This is a genomic window from Acinetobacter sp. ME22 (assembly GCF_022012315.1).
Classification (GTDB): Bacteria; Pseudomonadota; Gammaproteobacteria; order Pseudomonadales; family Moraxellaceae; genus Acinetobacter; species Acinetobacter brisouii_A.
This window is the reverse complement of the sequence record NZ_JAKLTL010000003.1, coordinates 286,220-309,578: the sequence shown is the minus strand read 5'-3', so window position 1 is coordinate 309,578 and position 23,359 is coordinate 286,220. Positions and strand designations below refer to the sequence as shown.

General features: G+C 41.4%; 20 protein-coding genes. 5 read left to right on the top strand and 15 right to left on the bottom strand.

From position 1 onward, the window contains the following. Positions 1-25: 25 nt before the first annotated feature. The 7 genes from rdgB to LVY74_RS06370 all read right to left on the bottom strand — a co-directional run bounded on the left by rdgB (position 26) and on the right by LVY74_RS06370 (position 8,290). Positions 26-655, bottom strand: coding sequence for an RdgB/HAM1 family non-canonical purine NTP pyrophosphatase (rdgB, locus tag LVY74_RS06400; protein WP_237814362.1), 630 nt, complete (start codon positions 653-655; stop codon positions 26-28). Between the two features lie 159 nt (positions 656-814). Further along, on the bottom strand, positions 815-1,402 hold the full coding sequence (locus tag LVY74_RS06395; RefSeq protein WP_151710287.1) for a tetratricopeptide repeat protein: 588 nt from the start codon (positions 1,400-1,402) through the stop codon (positions 815-817). Further along, positions 1,399-1,992, bottom strand: coding sequence for a methionine biosynthesis protein MetW (gene metW / locus LVY74_RS06390; protein WP_151710286.1), 594 nt, complete (start codon positions 1,990-1,992; stop codon positions 1,399-1,401). Before metW ends, LVY74_RS06395 begins: the two co-directional genes overlap by 4 nt. Then, positions 1,992-3,152 carry a homoserine O-succinyltransferase MetX gene (gene metX / locus LVY74_RS06385; RefSeq protein WP_237814360.1) on the bottom strand — a complete coding sequence of 387 codons (1,161 nt, stop codon included), beginning with the start codon at positions 3,150-3,152 and terminating at the stop codon, positions 1,992-1,994. Before metX ends, metW begins: the two co-directional genes overlap by 1 nt. Before the next feature lie 82 nt (positions 3,153-3,234). Further along, positions 3,235-4,932, bottom strand: coding sequence for a 2-isopropylmalate synthase (gene leuA, locus LVY74_RS06380; protein WP_237814359.1), 1,698 nt, complete (start codon positions 4,930-4,932; stop codon positions 3,235-3,237). Between the two features lie 370 nt (positions 4,933-5,302). Next, positions 5,303-5,986 (bottom strand): Fe2+-dependent dioxygenase, encoded by a 684-nt coding sequence (locus tag LVY74_RS06375; protein ID WP_237814357.1) that lies wholly within the window; start codon positions 5,984-5,986, stop codon positions 5,303-5,305. Between the two features lie 81 nt (positions 5,987-6,067). Continuing rightward, positions 6,068-8,290: a TonB-dependent receptor gene (locus LVY74_RS06370; RefSeq protein WP_237814355.1), complete on the bottom strand. Its 2,223-nt coding sequence runs from the start codon at positions 8,288-8,290 to the stop codon at positions 6,068-6,070. Between the two features lie 430 nt (positions 8,291-8,720). Between LVY74_RS06370 and tig the strand changes: the two genes are divergently transcribed. The 3 genes from tig to clpX all read left to right on the top strand — a co-directional run bounded on the left by tig (position 8,721) and on the right by clpX (position 12,169). Continuing rightward, positions 8,721-10,055 carry a trigger factor gene (tig, locus tag LVY74_RS06365; protein ID WP_237814353.1) on the top strand — a complete coding sequence of 445 codons (1,335 nt, stop codon included), beginning with the start codon at positions 8,721-8,723 and terminating at the stop codon, positions 10,053-10,055. 173 nt (positions 10,056-10,228) lie between these two features. Beyond that, positions 10,229-10,834, top strand: a complete 606-nt coding sequence (clpP, locus tag LVY74_RS06360; protein WP_004753838.1) for an ATP-dependent Clp endopeptidase proteolytic subunit ClpP — start codon at positions 10,229-10,231, stop codon at positions 10,832-10,834. A gap of 27 nt (positions 10,835-10,861) precedes the next feature. Continuing rightward, positions 10,862-12,169 carry an ATP-dependent protease ATP-binding subunit ClpX gene (gene clpX / locus LVY74_RS06355; protein ID WP_237814351.1) on the top strand — a complete coding sequence of 436 codons (1,308 nt, stop codon included), beginning with the start codon at positions 10,862-10,864 and terminating at the stop codon, positions 12,167-12,169. Between the two features lie 44 nt (positions 12,170-12,213). On the opposite strand, the gene LVY74_RS06350 is transcribed toward clpX, so the two are convergent. From LVY74_RS06350 to LVY74_RS06340, 3 genes are all read right to left on the bottom strand, one after another. Continuing rightward, complete coding sequence (locus LVY74_RS06350) at positions 12,214-12,774, bottom strand: DUF2059 domain-containing protein (RefSeq protein WP_237814349.1); 561 nt, start codon at positions 12,772-12,774, stop codon at positions 12,214-12,216. Positions 12,775-12,902: 128 nt separating this feature from the next. After that, on the bottom strand, positions 12,903-13,322 hold the full coding sequence (locus tag LVY74_RS06345; protein WP_237814347.1) for a DUF2059 domain-containing protein: 420 nt from the start codon (positions 13,320-13,322) through the stop codon (positions 12,903-12,905). Positions 13,323-13,407: 85 nt separating this feature from the next. Then, positions 13,408-14,934 (bottom strand): fumarate hydratase, encoded by a 1,527-nt coding sequence (locus LVY74_RS06340; protein ID WP_237814344.1) that lies wholly within the window; start codon positions 14,932-14,934, stop codon positions 13,408-13,410. Between the two features lie 143 nt (positions 14,935-15,077). On the opposite strand from LVY74_RS06340, the gene LVY74_RS06335 reads away from it, so the two are divergent. Beyond that, positions 15,078-15,692: a class I SAM-dependent DNA methyltransferase gene (locus LVY74_RS06335; protein WP_237814485.1), complete on the top strand. Its 615-nt coding sequence runs from the start codon at positions 15,078-15,080 to the stop codon at positions 15,690-15,692. A 1-nt stretch (position 15,693) separates the two neighbouring features. Here the strand turns inward: LVY74_RS06335 and LVY74_RS06330 are convergent, their stop codons facing one another. Then, positions 15,694-16,644: a LysR family transcriptional regulator gene (locus LVY74_RS06330; protein ID WP_237814343.1), complete on the bottom strand. Its 951-nt coding sequence runs from the start codon at positions 16,642-16,644 to the stop codon at positions 15,694-15,696. Between the two features lie 117 nt (positions 16,645-16,761). Here LVY74_RS06330 and LVY74_RS06325 point away from each other — a divergent pair, with 117 nt between their 5' ends. Further along, positions 16,762-17,220 (top strand): GNAT family N-acetyltransferase, encoded by a 459-nt coding sequence (locus LVY74_RS06325; RefSeq protein ID WP_237814341.1) that lies wholly within the window; start codon positions 16,762-16,764, stop codon positions 17,218-17,220. A gap of 54 nt (positions 17,221-17,274) precedes the next feature. Here LVY74_RS06325 and pta read toward each other — a convergent pair whose 3' ends face one another. The 4 genes from pta to nagZ form a co-directional block, all read right to left on the bottom strand. Beyond that, complete coding sequence (pta, locus tag LVY74_RS06320) at positions 17,275-19,440, bottom strand: phosphate acetyltransferase (protein WP_237814340.1); 2,166 nt, start codon at positions 19,438-19,440, stop codon at positions 17,275-17,277. 27 nt (positions 19,441-19,467) lie between these two features. Then, complete coding sequence (locus tag LVY74_RS06315) at positions 19,468-20,670, bottom strand: acetate/propionate family kinase (RefSeq protein ID WP_151710155.1); 1,203 nt, start codon at positions 20,668-20,670, stop codon at positions 19,468-19,470. Between the two features lie 278 nt (positions 20,671-20,948). Next, entirely contained in the window at positions 20,949-22,214 is a 1,266-nt protein-coding gene (locus LVY74_RS06310) for a glutamate-5-semialdehyde dehydrogenase (protein WP_237814337.1), read from the bottom strand. Between the two features lie 90 nt (positions 22,215-22,304). After that, a complete protein-coding gene (gene nagZ, locus LVY74_RS06305; RefSeq protein WP_237814335.1) occupies positions 22,305-23,333 on the bottom strand; it encodes a beta-N-acetylhexosaminidase in 1,029 nt (342 codons plus the stop codon). Positions 23,334-23,359 lie beyond the last annotated feature (26 nt).

The window sequence follows — 23,359 nt, the reverse complement described above, 5'->3', positions numbered from 1 at the left end:
AATTTAACCCTTGAGAAGTCGTTGCTTAAGCGTGAGTCAGGCTTTGACGGAACAGTTGCATGGCTTGACCACGGTGACTGATCTGATTTTTCTCCGCTTTGCTGAGTTCAGCACTACTTTTGCCCAGTTCAGGCAGCCAAAATAGCGGGTCATAACCAAAGCCGTTTTCACCGCGAGCCGCTTCTAGAATTTCACCTGTCCAGATGCCTTGAAAAATTTTAGGTAATGGGTCTTCTGCATGTTCAACCAAAGCCAATACGCAAACAAACATGCCTTCAATCGCTTGGTTATCTTTACGAAATGCTTGTAAGTCTTCGAGTAATTTTTGATTGTTGGCAGCATCATTACCATGCTCACCCGCATAACGAGCAGAGTAAATCCCTGGTGCGCCACCAAGAACTGGAACACAGATACCTGAGTCATCAGCTAAAGCGGGTTTACCCGAAATTTTAGAAGCATGACGTGCTTTAATGATCGCATTTTCCACAAAACTTAAACCATCTTCGACAGCATCTTCAATGTTTAAACGACCTTGAGGAATAATTTCGATCGGTAAATTCAGCTGTTGAAATAGGGTTTCGAATTCGGCAACTTTGCCTTTATTGTTACTGGCAAGAACCAGTTGACCTGCATTCAGCCATGAAGGAGTAGACATAATTATCATCAAAATTAGAAAAACATGGGCAGAATTATGCCGAGTTTAGTGATGAAAAACAAAAAGAATGTGTGATGTTTGAAGAGAGAAGATAGAGGGAAAACTTTCAATGCTCTCACAAGGGAAATATGTGATTTCCCTTGTGAGCTTGAGCAAAAATTACTGCGCTTGAATCCATTTATCAGCACGGTCAACGGCTTGACGAATTTGTTCAGGCGTTAAGTTAGCTGCCAAAGCCGTTTTTTTGGTTTGAGACATATCAATCACTTTGTTGTCCAACATGCCATCACGTGTTGAAAGCTCATACCACTGGTATGCATTCATATAATTTTTATTGTGCTCTTCAATTAACGCAAGGTTAAAGCTGGCACGGTTATCGCCGTGACTCGCTGCTTTTTCCAAGTATTGACGCCCTAATTTTTCATTTTTGCCAGTACCAATGCCTTCAACCAACATTCGTCCAACATTAAGCTGAGCTGCGGAAATACCTTGATCGGCTGCTTTTTTATACCAAAAAAATGCCTGATTCGGGTCTTTAGACACTTCACGACCTGCTTGGTAACGTGTCGCAACATAAAATTGTGCAGCAGGTTGACCTGCTTTGGCTTCACTCAATAAATCATTGAAGCCCATAGTCGAGTAACGCGCAGCCTGTGCGGAGGTCGATTGCTGAGATGGCAGGTAATCAGCATGAACCTGAGTACTTAAAATACCAAACAGAATGGTGCTAAAGAATACTTTTTTCATAGGGCGCTTACTCGATAAATAGCGACCTCGCCAAATAAATTCGGAATATGTTTACTGAGTAAACTGTCTTGTTGATTCCCATTTACGGCGAGTCGATTAATAATTCGGATCTGATTTTCCGCACACAATGCTTCAAAATCACGAAAAGTACATAAATGAATATTGGGTGTGTTATACCACATATAGGGTAATGTTTCTGAAACGGGCATCATTCCTTTCAATGCAAGAAAAGAACGGGTTTTCCAATGTGCAAAGTTTGGAAAGGTAATAATCGCCTGTTTCCCCACACGCACCATGTCTCTCAGTAAAACATCAGGTGCATCAACGGCTTGCAACGCCTGTGCCATGACCACAGAGTCAAATGACTGGTCTGCAAAGCGATGTAACCCCAAGTTGAGGTCTTGTTGGATAATATTTAACCCTCGACTGATCGCAATTGCAATCTTTTCTTGATCAATTTCCAGTCCATAGGCACGAATTTGATGTTTTTTACTCATGTGGGCAAGAAGTTCACCATCGCCACAACCTAAATCTAAAACACTAGAACCTGGTTTAATCCACTTTTCTGAGAGTTGTTGATCTAAACGCATTACACAATCTCCTTGGGTGTCGTTGCCAGATGGTCTTCACCGCCCAAGAATGCTCGGAGAGTTTTGACATAGAGTGGAATTGGGAATAAGAAAGAATCGTGACCTTGCTCAGCTTCAATATCAAGATAACTGACAGGTTTATGGTTACTAATCAACGCATTGACAATTTCTTGTGAGCGTTCAGGACTAAAACGCCAGTCTGTGGTAAATGAGACGACCAAGAAACGGCATTGGGTATTTGCCATGGCTTTGGTGAGTGATAACTCATATTCACGAGAAGGATCGAAATAATCCAAGGCTTTGGTCATAATCAAATACGTGTTGGCATCGAAGTTACGGCTAAATTGTTCACCTTGGTAGCGTAGGTAACTTTCAACCTGAAACTCCACATCGAAACCATACATGAATTTACCTGATTTGAGATCGCGCCCAAATTTTTGTTTCATGGCTTCTTCGGACAGATAGGTGATATGACCCACCATGCGTGCCAAAATCAAACCGCGTTTTGGATAACTATCATGTTCTAAATAGCGACCATGATGAAAATCTGGATCGGATAAAATTGACTGACGGGCAACTTCGTTGAAGGCAATATTTTGTGCCGAAAGCTTGGGTGCACTGGCAATAATCACGCAGTTTTTGAGGCGATCAGGATAATCAACAGACCATTGTAAAGCCTGCATTCCCCCCAAAGAACCACCAATAATGGCATACCATGTATTGATCTCTAAACGATCTGAAAGCATGGCTTGAGTTTTGACCCAATCTCGAACAGTGACGAGAGGAAAATCTGGACCATAAGGCAAATTATCATTTTCTGGGTTAGGCGATATAGGACCTGTTGAACCACTACAGCCGCCAATATTGTTTAATGCAACCACAAAAAATTTGTTGGTGTCGATGGCTTTATTTGGACCAATACAGGCATCCCACCAACCTGCTTTTTTATCGTCTTCATGATGATAGCCAGCTGCATGATGATGCCCAGAAAGCGCATGACAAATCAAAATTGCATTGGATTTTTCGGCATTTAATGTGCCATAAGTTTCAACCATGAGGTCAAAACGCGGTAAAACTCGACCACATTCCAGTTCAAGTGGTTGTTCGAATTGGTACTTTTGCGGGACGACCAAACCCACGGAGTCAGCTGAAAAAGACACGAGTAGAAATCGCCTTATATTTTGGAATTCTAAAAAGAAAAGGATACCAACTTGGGTATCCTTTTAAAATATCTTTTTAAGGTTAAACGGCTTCAGAAATGATATCTGTTGTGCTTAACAAGTCTTGTTCAATTAAGCGATTGGTACATGCAATAATCGCTTCAATTGAAGAGGTGACGATATTGTCATGCATACCTGCACCAAACGCGCTCTTGCCTGTGCCTTTGACTTGAAGTTCAACTAAGGCTAACGCTTTGGCATTGGCACCAGAACCGATACTGCGCTCTTCATAGTTTAAAACATCAATTGGTAACTGAAGGGCATTCAAAATGGCAGAAATTGGACCGTTGCCTTCACCGCGCAAGTGTTGGGTTTCACCATCAATTTCGATTTCAAGTTCAACGATTTGGTTGCCATTTTCATCAGACAATTTATAGTTTTTCGCACTATAGTTTTTGTCTTTAATTGCAACATAAGTATCTTTGAACAATGTCCAGATTTCAGTTGCTGAAATTTCTTTAGCCGTGGCATCGGTATGTTGTTGTACAACTTGGCTAAATTCAATTTGCAAGCGGCGCGGTAAAACCACGTTGTAGTTAGATTCAAGTAAGTATGCGATCCCACCTTTACCCGACTGGCTGTTGACACGAATTACGGCATCATAGTCACGACCCAAGTCTTTTGGATCGATTGGTAAGTAAGGCATATCCCAAATTTCAGCATTTTTCTGGTATTCAAAGCCTTTCTTAATTGCATCTTGGTGTGAACCAGAGAATGCAGTGAACACTAAGTCGCCTGCGTACGGATGGCGCGGGTGAATTGGCAAACCTGTACATTCTTCAACAGTTGCAATAATTTCATTGATGTTGGAGAAATCTAAGTTTGGTGCAACGCCTTGGGTGTACATGTTCAATGCCATTGCAGCGACATCGACATTCCCTGTACGTTCACCATTACCAAATACACAACCTTCAACACGGTCAGCACCTGCCATAATCGCAAGTTCAGATGCCGCAATACCGCAGCCACGGTCATTGTGACAGTGAACTGAAATTAATACGCCATCACGACGCGCAATGTTGCGATGCATCCATTCAATTTGGTCTGCATAGACATTTGGTGTAGACACTTCAACGGTTGCAGGTAAGTTTAAAATCACTTTATTTTCTGGGCTTGCTTCCCAAATTTTAGTCACAGCGTCACAGACATCTTTTGCAACTTCCAATTCTGTTGCAGAGAAGCATTCTGGACTGTACTGGAAGATCCACTGAGTTTCTGGTTGTTTTGCTGCATATTCTTTGACTTTTTCAGCAGCATTGATGGCAAGTTGTTTTGCACCAGCAATATCCACATTTAAAACTTTGCTGCGGAATGTTGGCGAGTTTGAATTGTAAATATGTACGATTGCACGTTTTGCACCTTCAAGTGCTTCAAAAGTACGCTGAATCAAATGGTCACGTGCTTGAACTAAAACTTCAATATAGACATCTTCAGGAATATGACCTTCTTCAATCAATTTACGGGTGAAGTCGAAGTCAATTTGCGATGCAGACGGGAAGCCGATTTCAATATGTTTGAAGCCAATTTTCACCAACATCTGGAACATTTTAAATTTCTGCTCCATATCCATTGGCTCAAAAATCGCTTGGTTACCGTCACGAAGGTCGGTACTCATCCAAATAGGCGCTTGGGTAATTTCCTTATTTGGCCATTGGCGATCGGGTAAATCGACGCGTTGGTACATACGACGGTATTTTTTGCTTGGGTCAGCCAACATCATGGGGATAGCTCCTTGCATAGCAGCAGTGCCGAGGGGTAATTGGGCAATCTACTATATTATTTTGTGTCTAAACGAAGTGAATTCAACTGTGTTTCAGTTTTTGCACTGAATGAGCAAATAAAATTTATGTGCGCGCAACGCGCAGTTCAAACCACAGGGCAGATGCTATCGCAAATAACATTGGCATAATACCTCGGGTACATTACTCAATAAGATTATTATAATCCTGCACAATAAAAAATATTTTTCGTTTTTTGCATTTTTTGCACAAGGTTTGGAAATTTTTTCTATTTATTGGTCTTAAAATGCAAATAAAAACTAATTTCCCAAAGTGATCCGAAGATATTTTCGGGAAATTAGTAGAATGGTTTTATAGTTCTGCCCACATGCGAATCAGGTTGTGATAGGTATTTGTCAGCTTCATCACCTCTGGGTAAGCGTCGCCATGTGCAGCACGCAGATTACGAATACTTTCATCCAAGTTAAACAATAAATGACGTTTGCTGTCTTCGCGAATCAGACTTTGCACCCAAAAAAATGAAGCAAAGCGTGTGCCTCGGCTAATGGTGCTGACTTCGTGCAAACTGGTTGACGGATAAAGCACGACATCGCCTGCGGGTAACTTAACTTCGTGATAACCATAGGTGTCTTCGATCACCAGATCGCCACCGTCATATTCTTCAGGTTCACTCAAAAACAGTGTGCAAGACAAATCCGTGCGAATTTGCTGACTGGTGCCACGAATCAAGCGAATTGAATTATCGACATGAAAGCCAAAGGTTTCACTTTCATCATAACGGTTAAACAGAGGCGGAATAATCTGGTGTGGAAGAGCTGCTGACTGGAAAATCGGGTTTTTCCAAATCGCTTGAATGACGCGTTCACTTAAAGCATGTGTCAGTGGATCTTGTTCTGAAAGTTGCTGATTTTGTTTAACGGATGCGGATAGCGTACCCGCAGTCACTTTACCACCCACCCAGTTGGCAGCTTCCATCAGGCGACGAAATTCTGCGACTTCTTCTTTTGATAGGACGTTTGGAATATGATGAATCATAATAACTCGATACGTTGTTCAAAAATAAAAAAAGACCATTTCCAGTGTACACAAGAAATGGTCTGAACTTACATGTCTAAATTAGTATTTAAAGTTAATCGCAAGAACTGCATTACGACCATCACCTTCAATGGCAAAGTGTGATGCTTGAGCTGAGGTAAAGTAACGTTTATTGCTGATGTTGTTGACATTTAACTGGATGTTAACATTACGATTGACATCGTATTTTGCCATTGCATTATAAATGGTATATGCAGGCAAGTATTTGTTACTTGTAATGTTGGCATATACTTGGTCTTTATATTGCGCACCAGCACCAATCGTCAACTTTGGTAGTACCTTATAGGTTGTCCAAAGTGTTGCACTGTTTTTCGCAACAAATGGCAGTGGGCGACCTACTGTTGCAGTCGCATTATATGCAGATTTAGTCAATTCACTGTCTAAATAACTATAGCCAGTAGAAACTTCTAATTTATCTGTAATTTTTCCATTTAAACCAATTTCAAAACCATCAACACGACTGCTACCTACATTTGAATAGGTGTTGGCATCGGTTAAGACACGAGTGTTTTGCTTTTCAGTACGGAATACGGCAGCCGTCAAGTTAGCACGGTTGTTAAACAAATCCCATTTGGTTCCAATTTCAAAAGTACGAGCTTTTTCTGGTTCTAAATCTTTGTATGTTGCAGAAATAGAGTCTGCACCATCGCCTTGATCCATTCCCACTGGGTTTGCAGAAGTTGCAAAGCTTGCATAGATACTGCCATTTTCTGTAGGTTTAAAGACTAAGCCTGCTTGGTACGAGAAGAAGTCCGAATTACTTTCAATGACTGTACCCGCAGGTGTTGTTGTGGTGCCACTGGTCACGTTTTTATAATATTTACGCTGAGTATCAAATTTGTCCCAACGTACACCAAGGTTAAGTAACCATTGTGGTGTAAATTCAATGCTATCTAAGGCATACACAGAAGCTGTGGTACTACGAGTCGTGTACTGGTTTTTAATTGTACCCAGTGTATCTGTATATAAACCATTGGTTGGATTGGCTACAGAGGTACACCAGCCACCAATATTGGTTGTGGTTGCAGGGTTACAGTTGGTGCTATGGACGGTTGATGTTGTACCCTGACTATTGGTAAAGGTATGCACGCCTTGCTCTGAAGCCTGATAGCTCCACTCAGTGCCGACATTAAATGAGTGTTTTAAGCGACCTGTATTAAACTTCCCAGTTAAAGCCAATTGATCACTGATTGCATCGGTATCTACAATACGAGTTAAAGCACGACGAGAAATTGTACCGTATGCAGCAACATTACCCTTTGAGTCATCTGCATTGGTATAGACATAATCAGATTTTGATTTGGTGTATGATGCTGTATTTGAAAGGGTCAAATTATCATTGAAATCATGCTCAAGTTTTAAGGTGCCGATGTGGTTTTCACGCTTGTCAAAATCACGGTTTTTCCAACCATAGTATGTGCCTTGCTTCACATAGATTGGTTTACCACCTGTTGTTGCAAATGGAATACCTGCATCAGGTTCATCATAACTTTGTAGGTAATAGTAACTTAAAGTCCCGCGAGTTGCTGTGCCTAAACCCCATGCCAGACTTGGTGCAATCCCGACACGGTTGTATTCAGCACCGTCAATTGAACCTGGTTTATCATTTTGGTGTCCCATGACCACGACACGACCTGCAACACCATTGCCAAAGTCTTTATTGGCATCAAGCATAATATGACGGTAGTTGTCTGTACCACCTTGGATTGAGCCTTGATATTTATCACCCTGATGGGCAACTTTGGTAATTAAATTAATGCTACCACCAACACCACCACCACCAGCAATCGTTGAACTTGAGCCTTTGGTGACTTCAACTTGTTCAACAGCAAACATATCTCGGTTTTGTGAAGTTGAATTACGAATGCCATCAACAAAAATAGAGCTTTGACTGCTATACCCACGAATATAGGGCATATCGGTAAAAGGTGTACCACCTTCACCTGCACCTAAGGTAATGCCTGGGACATTTTGCAGTGCTTGCGTAAGTGAATTGGTATTCGTTTCTTGCAATAGCTTTTGTGATACTACGGCAACTGATTTTGGCGTATCCAGTAAAGGCGCAACATATTTTTTGTTGGCTGATTTATCAACTTTTAAACTATTGCTTGCAGAAGCATGGCTATAAATGGTTGGTAATTCAGTCGCATCATCAGCTGCGATAGCGGCAGTTGTTGCAACAAGCGAAAGTGATGACACAATCGCAGAGGAGACCAATTTTTTGCGGGTGCGAATGAATGACATGTTGATAAATGTAGCTATTTGTAAAGAATATGCAAAATAATAATGATTATTGTTTGTAAGAATAGTCTTTTTTAATTGGATTTTGCTATAAAAAAATAGTGTAGAATATGAAAAAACAGATACATAAAATTACATCATGAAGTAAGTTATTGATTTTATTAATAATCTATTATTTTAATTGATTTTATAATTTTAAGTGTTTTTATAGATTTACGAGTGAGGCTCATAGGTATATCTCTTCATCCACTACAAAAAATACAATGATTGGCATCCGATAAGCTGAATAAAAAAATCCTAATTAAATTTAAAAATTGGCATGATCTGATCTGTTCAGTAGAATATTTCCGCAAAGTTTTGTATATCCTGCCGTGATGGCATATAATGTTTGACTTTGAAAAATTGTTACTACTAACTAAATATTGAGGAAGCCATGCAAGTAACGACTGAAGCGGTTTCGGGCGTTGCCCGTCGTTTAAATGTATCTGTACCGACGAGCCGTGTTAACGAGCAATTCGAAGCTCGCTTAAAACGCACTGCCAAAACTGCGAAAATCAACGGCTTCCGTCCAGGTAAAGTACCTGTAAATGTCGTACGCCGTGAATATGGTGCAGGCATTTATCAAGAAGTTGTAAATGACATCATTCGCGATACAGTATTTGAAGCAATTCAACAAGAAAAAATCAATGCTGTAGGCATGCCTAACATTGAGAAAGTTGAAAACAAAGATGATGCTTTAGTTTTTGAAGCGACTGTTGAAGTTTACCCAGAAGTTGAAGTCAATGCGTTTGATGCGCTAGAAGTTGAACGTAAAACAACTGAAATCAACGATAAAGACGTTGATGTCATGATCGAAAACTTGCAAAAACAACGTCAAACTTGGGCTGTAACCAAGGGTATGGCGAAAAAAGACATGCAAGTGACTTTCGATTTTGAAGGTTCAATTGATGGTGAAAAATTTGAAGGCGGTTCATCAGAAGACTTTAAACTTGTTTTAGGTTCTGGTCGTATGATCCCTGGCTTTGAAGATGGCATCGTTGGCATGAAAGCGGGTGAAGAGAAAGTGATTGACGTTACTTTCCCTGAAGATTACCAAGCTGAAAACCTTGCTGGTAAACAAGCTCAGTTCAAAATCACTGTAAAACAAGTTGAAAAGCCAAAACTTCCAGAAGTTGATGCTGAATTCTTGAAAATCTTCGGTTTGACTGAAGAAGAAGGCATTGAAAAATTGAAAGCTGACGTTCGCAAAAACATGGAACGTGAAGTGAAAAATGGTCTTCGTAACCAAGTTAAAGCGGCTGCATTTGATGCATTGGTTGCTGCAAACGAAATCGAAGTTCCAAATGCAATGGTTGCTCAAGAAATTGACCGTCAACGTCAACAAATGATCCAACAGTTCACTCAACAGTTTGGTGCAGAAGGTGCGAAAGCATTTGATTCAAACTTGCTTCCAGATGAATTGTTCAAAGAACAAGCTGAAAAATCTGTAAAACTTGGCGTGTTGGTGAGCAAAGTATTGGCAGATGCAAAACTTGAAGTAGATCAATCACGTGTTGATGCTTATATCGAAGATATGGCTTCTTCTTACGAAGATCCAACAGAAGTTGTTGAATACTTCAAAAACGATGCAAAACAACGTCAGCAAATCGAAGCGGTTGTGCTTGAAGATCAAGTTGTAGATTTTATTTTGGCTTCTGCTAAAGTGACTGATACAGCTGTAAGCTATGAAGAGTTGTTGAAAGAACAACAAGCTCGTCAGCAAGGTTAATCCTTGTACATAAAAAAAGGCGCGCTTACTGCGCCTTTTTTTATGCTGTAGAAAAATTGTTAATACCATTAGTTATCTGTTATTTAGATAAGGAATAGTTTTGCAATTTTAACGTTTATCCCGCATATTGTTGTTATGGTTTAAGTCATAAAAATTTAGGAATAAATAAACGTATGTATGTTCCAAATATAGAAAATGCTTTAGTTCCAGTTGTCGTTGAACAGTCTTCTCGTGGTGAACGTTCATTTGATATCTTTTCACGCTTATTGCGTGAGCGTGTCATTTTTCTGACGGGTGAAGTTGAAGACAACATGGCAAATTTAATTGTTGCTCAGATGTTGTTTTTAGAAGCAGAAAACCCAGATAAAGATATACACCTTTATATTAATTCACCAGGCGGTTCAGTAACGGCTGGTATGGCGATTTACGATACCATGCAGTTTATTAAACCAGATGTATCGACGATCTGTATGGGGCAGGCAGCATCTATGGGTGCATTCTTGCTCAATGCAGGCGCAAAAGGCAAACGCTATTGCTTGGAAAATGCGCGTGTCATGATTCACCAACCACTTGGTGGTTTCCGTGGTCAGGCATCGGACATTGAAATTCACGCACGTGAAATTCTGTTTATTAAAGAGCGCTTAAATCGCTTAATGGCAGAACATAGCGGTCAAGATTATGAAACTGTTGCACGTGATACGGATCGTGATAATTTCATGACTGCACAAGCTGCCAAAGAGTATGGCTTAGTTGATGCTGTATTAACTAAACGCCCATAATGTAAAAGATTATTTATTGGAGAAAATATGTCCAACCATCCTCAAGGACAAAAACATTGTTCATTTTGCGGTAAAACGCAGTCTGAAGTCGGGAAACTGATTGCAGGTGAGGACGCATACATTTGTAACGAGTGTGTGGACGTATGTCTTGACTTGGTACAAACCAGTCAACAAGTCGACTCAGGTGACTGGGCAAGTCGTCCTTTGCCAAAGCCACATGAAATTCGTGCGGCGCTAGATCAGTATGTGATTGGTCAGGATATTGCGAAAAAAACCTTATCGGTTGCCGTTTATAATCATTATAAACGTCTTAAAGTATCGCAAACTGGTCATAAGCATGATGACATCGAGATTGCCAAAAGTAATATCTTGCTGGTTGGGCCGACAGGTTCAGGTAAGACTTTGCTTGCGCAAACTTTAGCTCGTTTGCTAGATGTCCCATTTGCAATGGCAGATGCCACTACACTGACCGAAGCAGGTTATGTGGGTGAAGATGTTGAAAACATCGTACAGAAGCTTTTACAGAAAGCAGAGTATGATGTAGAGAAAGCACAAAAAGGCATTATCTATATCGACGAAATCGACAAAATTACGCGTAAATCTGAAAATCCATCTATTACGCGTGATGTTTCAGGCGAAGGTGTACAACAAGCCTTGCTGAAAATGATTGAAGGTACAGTCGCTTCAATTCCACCACAAGGCGGACGTAAACACCCACAACAAGAATTTATTCAGATTGATACATCGAATATCTTGTTTATTTGTGGTGGTGCATTCTCTGGACTCGAAAAAATCGTTCAGCAGCGTCAGGAAAAAGGTGGAATTGGTTTCAATGCTGAAGTGAAGAATAAAGATGACAATAAAAAAGTCTCTGAGTTATTCCGTCAGGTTGAAGCGACAGACCTAGTGAAATTTGGTCTGATTCCTGAATTTATCGGTCGTTTACCTGTAATTGCAACGCTCGATGAACTTGATGAACATGCTTTAATTCAGATCTTGACTGAACCTAAAAATGCATTAACACGTCAGTATCAACATTTGTTTGATATGGAAAATGTTGATTTAGTTTTTGAAGAGTCTGCATTACACGCTGTTGCCAAAAAAGCGCTAGAGCGTAATACTGGTGCACGTGGTTTGCGTTCAATTCTGGAAAATGTTTTGCTCGATACCATGTATGATTTACCAAGTCGTACAGATGTTGGTACAGTCATCATTAATGATGCTGTGATTAATGATCAAGCTGAGCCTGAAGTAAAAGCTGAGCGAATTCATAAAAGTCAGCAAGTGGCTGTAGAGAAAACAGATTTGAAAATCATTGATTCAAAATCTGCTTAAAACTCACATATAAAAAAACGCGCTATGTGCGCGTTTTTTTATGTTTATTTATTTTGTATTGATTGTCTGGGTAAGGGTTTGAGGATATCAACAATTTGCTGAGTTATTTGCTGTTTTAGCTTCGGATCTTTGAAAATTTTTGTTCCCATCTGATCCATTTCTTGTATTGTTGTTTGTAAAATGATAGGCATCTTTTGGTTAATCGATTGTCCTTCAGGAGATTTCAGAAAACGAATATAGGCTTGAATTTCTTCTTCAGAGAACTGCTCCATGTAAATATTTTTAATAATTTCAATGGGTTTAGCTTGTTGTATAGAGTTTTCCACAGTGTTGGTAAGAAGATTGGAGAGTTTTTTTACTGCTATTTGGTCTTGTTCTGTAAAGGTTTGATGTCCAGTATAGTCTTTAATCATTTTCTCAGAAAGTTGCTGAAAACGAGGTTGAGATGAATTTATGGTTGCCTTGAATAATTGTTCTGCATTGATAAGGTTCATCATTTCATTTACAGAAGAAGATTGGGCAGGGGTTGCAAATGTATTTTTGCTGATCGTATAGCTACAAAAACAGGCGATAATGAGAGGCGAAAGGGCAATTTTTTTTAACATTATGTTTTTGAATATAGGTATTTAAGTAACCATATGATAAATAAATTATATAAAATCTTAAACTATATTTTCTTTATTAAATGCGGTAATGCATAATCAAATTTGATGATGCATTACACAAAAAGGAATCAGGTATGATCAATAAGTCCTAGAGTCTGGAGTCGGCTAAGGTCTATCATGCTGTTATTGAGCATGCTATGTATAATATGGTCATATGTTTCTTGGCTTAAAGAAGGCATTTGTGCTGCAAGTGATTGACCCTCAGGGGTTTGGTAAAAACGGTTAAGTGCTTGAACTTCTTGTTCAGATAGATTTTTTTGATAGAGTTGTTTGAGTTCAGGTTCTACATCTTGCCAAAATTGTTCTTGGTTTAAACCAAGCATTTGTAGCTGTTGGGGCTGAACGATTGCTTGAGTGTTTTGTTTAATCTTTAAAATATCAAAGAGTTGATCGATGGAGCCTTGAGATGCAGGTTGTGCATGACTCAGGTCAAATAAAAACAAGCCTCCAAGTAAAGTGATGATCTGACTAATACTCTTGAGTTGCATGAGGAACGACCTTATCGCATTCGTTGTAGCGTAATAATTTAAATAAAAAAACACGCCCTGAGGCGTGTTTTTTGATGTATTTCGGTTAACCCGCTGTTGCATCTACAACTGGAATTTTACCGATTTTTTCTTGCCAGATTTTTGGTGCAATCGCATGGATTGACGTACCATTCACATCGACAGCAACAGAAACAGGCATATCTTCAACGACAAATTTGTAGATGGCTTCCATACCTAAGTCAGCAAAAGCAACCACTTCTGCTTGACGAACTGCTTTAGATACGAGGTATGCAGCGCCACCAACAGCCATTAAATACGTTGCTTTGTTGTCTTTGATTGCTTCAACTGCAGCAGGACCACGGTCTGCTTTACCAATCATACCAAACATGCCAGTCGCTTCTAAGACTTGGCGAGTGAACTTGTCCATACGCGTTGCAGTTGTAGGACCCGCAGGACCAACCACTTCATCACCTACTGGATCAACAGGCCCAACGTAGTAAATGAACTTACCTTTAAGGTCTACAGGAAGTTCTTCACCGTTATTCAGCATGTCAACCATACGTTTATGGGCAGCGTCACGACCTGTGTAGATTGTACCGTTTAGAAGAAGCGTATCACCTGGTTTCCAAGCGTTCATTTCTTCTTGAGTGATGGTGTCAAGGTTTACACGCTTAGACTTCGATGCATCCCAAGCCACTTGAGGGTAATCTTCAAGTTTAGGTGCTTGAATATGTGCAGGACCTGAACCATCAAGTTGGAAATGTGCATGGCGAGTTGCTGCACAGTTTGGAATCATACCCACTGGTTTGCCTGCAGCGTGACAAGGGTAATCTTTGATTTTAATATCAAGAACAGTGGTTAAACCGCCAAGACCTTGTGCACCAATCCCCAAAGCATTTACTTTTTCGAAGATTTCGATACGAAGCTCTTCCATTTTGCTTTGAGGACCACGACGAAGCAGTTCGTCCATGTTGATTTCTTCCATGAGTGCTTCTTTTGCAAGCATCATGGCTTTTTCAGCAGTACCACCGATCCCGATACCGAGCATCCCTGGTGGACACCAGCCTGCACCCATTGTTGGAACAGTTTTAAGTACCCAGTCCACAATCGAGTCAGACGGGTTTAACATTGCAAGTTTAGATTTATTTTCTGAACCGCCGCCTTTTGCTGCAACGGTAATATCAACTTTGTTGCCAGGTACGAGCTTATAATGAATCACGGCAGGCGTATTGTCTTTGGTGTTCTTACGGCCAAATGCAGGATCTGCTAAAACAGATGCACGAAGTACGTTGGTATTTTCTAAGTAACCTTGGCGTACACCTTCGTTGATTGCATCATCAAGACTCAAGGTTAAATCAAATTTAACGTCTAAGCCCACATCAACAAACACGTTGACAATCCCGGTATCTTGGCAGATTGGGCGATGACCTTCTGCACACATACGCGAGTTAATTAGAATTTGTGCGATTGCATCCTTGGCTGCTTGGTTTTCTTCACGATCATACGCACGGCTCATTGCCTGAATAAAATCTTGTGGATGATAGTATGAAATAAACTGTAAGGCATCCTTGACCGAAGTGATCAAGTCATCTTGTTTGATAATGGTTGTCATATCAAAAGTCTCTTGAGCGGGCTGTTAGCTAGCGGGCTAAATTATATGACAAAATGACAGGTCTGTGGGCAGTTTTGCTGAGATTTTGAGCCAAGTTTAGATTATGCGATCTAACAAGATATTTGTGATTAAGAGGGAAGATGATGACCCAAGAAAACCTCGCAGAAAATATTATCGAGATATACCGTCAGTATGGTCATCAATGGACGAAGTTGCGCGGTACCTATTTATATGAAAAACAGTGGTTAGATCGTTTTCTTGCTTTACTTGCTCAACCTGCCCATGTTTTAGATTTGGGCTGTGGTTCAGGTCAGCCAATTGCCGAGTATCTTATTCAACAAGGCTGTCAGATTACGGGCGTGGATAGTGCTGAGGTGATGTTGGAGATGGCACAGATTCATTTTCCTGAGCAGCAGTGGATTCAGGCCGATATGCGAAGTTTTAGTCCTGCACAGCGATTTCAGGGAATTTTAGCTTGGGACAGTTTCTTTCATTTAACCCGATCAGATCAGCGTGACATGTTTACCCGATTTGAACAGTGCTCTCAAACAGGTACAGTACTGATGTTTAGCAGTGGGCCTGCCAATGGTGAGTCTATTGGAGAAATGTTTGGGAAGCCGCTCTATCATGCCAGTTTAGCGCCCGAAGAATATCGTTCCTTGTTACATCAGCATGGTTTCCAACTGATTCACATGCTTGCTGAAGATGTTGACTGTACTGGGCATACTGTTTGGCTAGCTCAATCTATTGGAGCGTAAATTATTGGGAGGCTGAGCTGAACTTGATCAATGAATTTGCAACATGATGTTGTTCAAGTAACTGCTGTGCATCGCTTAATACAGCGATTAAATCCGCTATAAATAGATCCGCTAGCCTAGAAACAGGTCTGTAATCTGGACGAACCAAACTCAGGGTAAAAGGAATAGAGAAAGTGATCGGTCTCCATTGCAAACCTGAGCCAAGATAATCCAGCATGATCAGTGGATTAACAATTGAGACACCCAGACCTTTTTGAACCATTGTACAAATCGAGTGGGCACTATGAGTTTCAATGCTGAGCTGGCGTTGAATATGATGCTGATGAAAAACCTGATCAATCTGCTGTCGGTAAGGATCTTGTTTGGCTAGAGAAATAAATTCATGAGCTGTGAAATCTTCAGGTTGTAACTCAGCTTTATCCAATAAGGGATGAGTGTCAGGCAGAATACAGACTTCATTACTTTTAAACTGAAATTGCAAAGTTGTCCCCAGTGGTATTGATTGGTGCTCAATTAGACCGAGATGAAATTGCTGTGAAGACAACTGAGTTTCAATGAATGGAGATTCAAGCGGAGTGATGCAAATCTGGGTGTGCTGTGTATGCGATTTAAATTTTGCAATTACAGTCGGTAAGAGTGTTGAAGCTAAAAATGGCAAACAACACAATTGAAGTTCCCCAATTTGATGATTCTTGATTTGTTGTGCGGTATTAAACACACGTTCCAGTCCAATATTGGATTGAAGTATTTCTTCGTACAGGATGAATGCTGCTTCGGTTGGATATATTTTTGCATTTCGACGGTCAAATAAAGGAAAACCACATAGCGTTTCGAACCGTGCAATTTCACGGCTAATGGTGGGTTGCGAAGTAAATAACAGATGAGCAGCGCCCGTAATGCTGCCCGTTTTCATAATGGCTTGAAAAATTTCGATGTGACGATAATGAAACATAATAAAAATCTATATCAAAAATGAATGAAGAACAAAAAATTAAGTATTTTTAGATATGTTTTGATTTAGCCATAATCCTTTGACTGATTCAATCAATTGAAAAAATAAGAGGATTTTATGTCTAAATCAGTGTGTACCGTTCGCGAGGCAACATTGGCGGATATGGATGTTTTAGCGAAGTTATTTAACCAGTACCGTGAATTTTACGGAAAAGCACCTGATCATCTTGGCGCAGCGGCATTTTTATCGGCACATTTGAATCAAGCCAGATCTCAGATTTTTGTTGCTCAAATTTCAGAGCAACTGGTGGGATTTATTCAGCTTTATCCATTGTGGTCATCTTTAGAGATGGGACGGGTTTGGGTGATTAATGATTTATTTATTCAAGCCGATCATCGTGGAAAGTCTATCGGACAGGCTTTAATGCAGCAAGGAATCGCATTTGCAAAAGCTCATGATGCTGTCTATATCGCTTTAGAAACAGGGATGGATAATCTACGGGCACAAAAGCTTTATCAAAAATTGGGTTTTGTGATTGAGGACGGGATTTACCATCTTCATTTGAATTGTAAATAGAAAAAAGCCACTCAAATGATGGAGTGGCTTTTCTATGTCATTTTTTGCAATGAATTATGATGCTTCCGCTGCAGCAGTTTTCGCTTCAGCTTGTTGTTCCGCCTGAATGGCAGTTAAAGCTATCGTAAACACGATGTCATCAACCAAAGCACCACGAGACAAGTCGTTTACAGGTTTATTCAAACCTTGCAACATCGGGCCAACACTGACGACATTTGCAGAACGTTGTACTGCTTTATAAGTGGTGTTACCTGTGTTGAGGTCAGGGAAAATAAATACATTGGCACGACCTGCAACGGGTGAATTTGGTGCTTTAGAGCGACCTACACTTTCAACCGAAGCGGCATCGTATTGTAGCGGGCCATCAATCAGTAAGTCTGGGCGACGTTGTTGAGCAATCTCAGTTGCCTGAGCCACTTTTTCAACATCTGCACCTGCACCCGATGTACCTGTTGAGTAGCTGATCATGGCAATACGTGGCTCAATACCAAAAGCTTTGGCTGAGTCTGCTGACTGAATCGCGATTTCTGCTAACTGTTCTGCTGTTGGATCTGGGTTAATCGCACAGTCACCGTACACATAAACTTCGTCTGGCAACAGCATGAAGAACACAGAAGATACCAGAGAATATTCAGGTGCAGTTTTGATTAACTGAAACGCAGGGCGAACGGTATTGGCTGTGGTATGCACTGCGCCTGAAACCAAACCATCGACTTGATCAAGTGCAAGCATCATGGTGCCTAAAACAACCGTATCTTGCAGTTGTTCTTCTGCTTGAGCTGCATCAAGCTTGCCTTTACGCAACTGAACCATTGGCTCAATATATTGCGCACGAATACTGTCAGGATCGACAATTTCAAGATCGCTCGGCAGTTCAATATTACGTGCTTTGGCAACTTCTAAAACCTGTTCTGGTTTAGCCAGTAAAATACAGTGTGCTAGACCACGAGATTGACAGATCGCTGCTGCTTCAACGGTACGTGGTTCATCACCTTCAGGAAGGACGATGCGTTTTTTCGCAGCAATCGATTTTTGAACCAATTCATAACGGAAAGCTGAAGGCGATAGACGTGGCTGAGCAGCAGCCTCACTATGCTGGCTTAACCAGTTTGGATCGATATGGCTAGAAACAAAGCGAGTGACTTGCTCTGCACGTTCCAAATCATTGGTTGGAACTTCGTTGCTGAGCGTTGCCAAGCGTTGAGCAGTTTCTAAGGTATTTAATGAGGTATGGAGTACAGGTAAACCTTGTTGAATTGCTGTTTTACAGAATTCTAGAACCTGTGCATTTGGCGCTTCACGCTCAGTCAGAATCAGACCTGAAAGCGGCACACCATTTTGAGTGGCAAGACTTGCAGCCAAGATGACATCAATGCGTTCTGAGGCACTGATAATCAGTTCGCCAGCCACAAATTTATTCAGTTCATGTTCAATGCTTGATGCGATTAGGCTAGTGTGAAGTACGCGGCGCTGCGCGGCAGTTCCTTCATTGACCCAAGTCGCATTAATGCTGCTTGCGATGTCAAGTGTACGAGGCACGCTGAGTGTATTGCTAAATGGTACGAGACCGACAATTGGCAATGCTGCTGTACCAATATGACGATTGAACTTTTGCAGCGCTGTCGTGAATTCAGAAATTTCTTTTTCAAGGCGTAATGAGGTGTCAAGCGCGACAGGAATTTGCGCTGCATTTTCAGCCAAACCTTTAGTGCGCATGAACAAGATGCCTGCAGTCCGCTTGCTTTCGAGTCCGCCAAAATGACGTAAACTCGCTTCAATTTTTTCTGCGGTTTGACGTGGTTGGTTTAAATCCGCTTTGCTGACCAAAACGACTTTGGCATCGAGTGCTTTGGCAAGCTGTGCATTCAGTTCATTGGCAAAATAATCTTCTGCTGTTGCCAATAAACCTTCAACAATAATCACTTGATGTTTTTTTGCAACTTCACGATGGAGTCGAACCGCATCTTCAAGCAACTCATCGACTTCACCAGAATTCATTGCATTTAAAATTTGCTGATGGGTAATCGATGCAGTGGCTTGAGCTTGGAAAAGCTGAGCATAGAGCGCTGCGGTACGGTTATGGTTTTGGTCTTGTTCCTGACAAAACGGTTTAACAAAACCTGCTTTAATGCCACTACAATCCAGTGCGTAAATCATGCCGAGGCAAGCGGAGGTGAGACCTGCGCTTTCCTCGGTTGGAATAAGAAGAAGGGTATTCATAAAAACACCTGATTTTAATTTTATAGATTAAGCAATCGCTGCGTTTGCCTCACGGCTAAGCTGTTCTACGACATGCTCGGTTTCTTTCGCGATACGACCTTCCTCATCGGTTGGAATTACCCAAACTTGAGGGCCAGTGCCTGTATCAATGCGTCCTTCAGTACCACGTTTTAAGGTGTTATTTTTCTCTTTGTCTAGGTTGAAACCAAAGTGTGGCAAATAGGCCATGGTTTTTTCACGGATATATGCCGAGTTTTCACCGATACCACCCGTAAAGAACAAACCGTCAATACGCGGTAAACCACAGCTGAGTGCTGCCAAAGATTTTGCCAAGCGGTAGCAGAATACTTCAATCGCTAAAGCTGCATCTTCATTGCCTTGTTCTGAGGCCTCAATCAAGGTGCGCATGTCGTTTGATAAGTTATCAGATAAACCGAGTAAACCGCTTTCTTTGTTGAGCATCTTGTCGATTTTGAAGATGTCCCAACCCAAGTTGCTTGCCAAGAAGCTGTGAATACTTGGATCAACATCACCACTACGTGTTCCCATAACCACGCCTTCAAGTGGTGTCAGACCCATAGAAGTATCCACACTTTGACCATTCCAAATCGCACAGGTTGAGCTACCGTTACCAAGGTGAGCCGTCAGCCAGCCACCTTGTTTTAAGCTGCCAGCCAGTTCTGAACCGCGTTCTGAAACATACGCATGGCTTGTACCGTGGAAACCATAACGGCGCACGTTATGATCGGTAAATAAGAATTTAGGCACTGCGTAACGATACGCATGTTCTGGCATGGTTTGGTGGAATGCAGTATCAAACACAGCAACTTGTGGAAGATCTGGGAACAAACGCATGGTTGCTTCAATTCCCACCAAATGTGCAGGGTTGTGTAAAGGTGCAAGCGGAGTTGCTTCACGAATACGTTGAATAATCTCTGGAGTTAATAAATGTGCTTTAGTCAATGTACCGCCGTGTACCACGCGGTGACCAATGGCTTGTGGATTATAATGAGAAAGGCGTTCGAGCAGAGTTTCTAGCGCTTGTTCATGATTTGCGTTTGGAATCGCCAATTCAAGAGGTTGACCACCGACAGTAATTCCTTTGATACGCGCGTTTTCTGAGCCAAGATTTTCTGCTAGCCCGTAGATACGATCTTCGCGGCGTTCTGATACCAATGCATATTTGATGGAAGAAGAACCGCAATTAATCACTAAAACAGATGTAGACACGTCATTATTCCCAATTTAATTGAAATCATATTCCTGTTGATGATCTGTGCTAGGAAGAACCTGACTGATCGAATACATTATTTTTAACATGGGTTATTTTTTCGTCCAAGCTAGACTTTAGCCGATACGACTTTAGAATTATTGTAGTGGTTTTTATACGTAAAGCTATATAGATCAAATGTTTATTGTAAATTTTTTATAAAAATTATCAGTATTTATTAAAAAAATATTACATTCTCAAGACAGTCAAAACGATCTTGAGAATGTGTTTGGTCTAATTATTGGCGGATTTGACCATCACCCAATACAATCCACTTCTGTGAAGTCAGTCCTTCTAGACCCACAGGGCCACGAGTATGGATTTTATCGGTTGAAATGCCAATTTCTGCGCCTAAACCATATTCAAAACCATCAGCAAAACGGGTTGAAGCGTTGATGATCACCGAACTTGAATCGACACGTGCAAGGAATTGACGCGCTAAGCTATAGTTTTCAGTGACAATCGCATCGGTATGGTGTGAACCATATTTGTTGATATGCGCGATGGCGTTATCCATGCTGTCCATGACTTTAATCGCAAGTACTGGTGCAAGGTACTCGGTGTACCAGTCTTCTTCGGTTGCAGCAATCACTTGCTGACCTAAAATTTTCTGAGTGTGTTCACAGCCACGCAGTTCAACTTGTTTTTCAGCATATTTGGCAGCAATAGCAGGCAAGAACTGTTCTGCAACGTCTTGATGAACCAACAGGCTCTCCATAGCATTACACACGCCATAACGGTGCGTTTTGGCATTGAAGGCAATCGCAAGCGCTTTGTCGAGATCAGCCTGTGAATCGACATAAACATGGCAGTTACCATCTAAATGTTTAATGACAGGAATCCGTGCTTCACGGCTAATCCGTTCAATCAGCCCTTTACCGCCACGTGGTACAATCACATCGACAAATTCGGTCATGGTAATCAGGTGACCGACTGCTTCGCGATCTGAAGTTTCAACTACTTGTACAGCTGCTTCAGGTAGACCTGATTGTTGTAACCCTAGTTGAATGGCTAGCGCAATCGCTTTGTTGGATTGCAGTGCTTCAGAACCACCACGTAAGATAATGGCATTGCCTGATTTAAGGGCTAAAGAAGCAGCTTCAAGTGTCACGTTCGGGCGTGATTCATAAATCATGCCGACCACGCCTAAAGGCACACGCATTTTACCAATCTGGATGCCCGATGGACGGTAAGCTAAATCGGTAATTTCACCAATCGGGTCAGTCAATTGAGCGACATCTTTTAGACCTTGTAACATTGCTGCAAAGCGTGCGGGGTTCAGTTCTAGACGGTCAAGCAGGGCGCTATCAAGTTGATTGGCACGGCCATTTTCCATATCAATCTGGTTGGCAGCCAAAACTTCAGCTTGTTGTTGTACCAAAGCATCATGAATCGCCATAAGTGCTTGGTTTTTAATTTTCGTCGAAGCGCTGGCTAAGGTTTGCGAGGCTTGGCGAGCTTGTTGACCGACGGTCTGCATGTACTCCGCAATAGACTGTTGCATAATATTAAGATCACTTAAAAAATCATCACTGATAGTAACAGTGTTGTTTAAAAAATAAAACGCCTGATGATGTAGGCGTTTTGACGAAATTTAGACGCAAAGCGTATTGTTTTTAAAGTCTTCAATGCGCTGTTTCACGTGTTGCCAGTTTTCACCAAGACTTAAATGCTCAGTGATTTGAAGTGTTGGAATTTGACCGCGCATACGTTCCAAGCGTTGCTGATTTGGTAAGGCAAAGTTTTGAATGCTTTCGAGTGCAACTGCCGCTGCGGTACGGTCATTGCAGACAAGTCCCATATCACAGCCCGCATTTAATGCTGCTTGAATACGGGCATCTGCGCCGCCAGCAACGCAGGCGGCTTGCATGCTTAAATCATCTGAGAAAAGTACACCATCAAATTTGAGTTGTTGGCGTAATACATTCTGAATCCAGTGCTGAGAAAAGCCTGCAGGGTGAGCATCAACTTCAGGGTAAATCACATGAGCAGGCATCAGCGCATTTAAATCAGGCATAAGCTGAATAAAGGTTTGCATGTCTTGTGCGTAGATTTCAGTATAACTGCGTGGGTCGATTGCAGCAGCCACATGTGAATCGGCTTTGACAGAGCCGTGACCTGGGAAGTGTTTGCCTGTCGTTGCCATGCCTGACACATGCATGCCCTGCATAAAGGCGCGTGCGAGTGGAACAATGTCTGCGATATTTTTGGCAAAAGCCCGATCACCAATCACATCGCTAATGTCATTTAAATCAAGGACAGGCGCAAAACTAAAGTCGATACCAACCGCTAAAACCTCAGTTGCCATGAGCCAGCCGCATTGCTGTGCCAGTTCAACCGCTTTATCAGGTTGTTCTTGGTAAAGTTCACCAAATCGACCCATCGCAGGAAGCAGGGTAAAGCCTTGTTTTAAACGCTGTACTCGACCACCTTCTTGATCAACTGCAATCAGGATTTCAGGACGAACACTGCGAATATGATCAGTTAAGGCACGGACTTGTTGAGGGGACTCGATATTTCGTCCAAATAGAATTAAACCGCCAACTTGAGGGTTTTTCAGTAATTCAATATCTTCTTCGGTCAGGGTGGTTCCTGCGATGTCAAGCATCAACGCGCCAATCATAAGAGCTTCCGTTACTGGGTGAATTG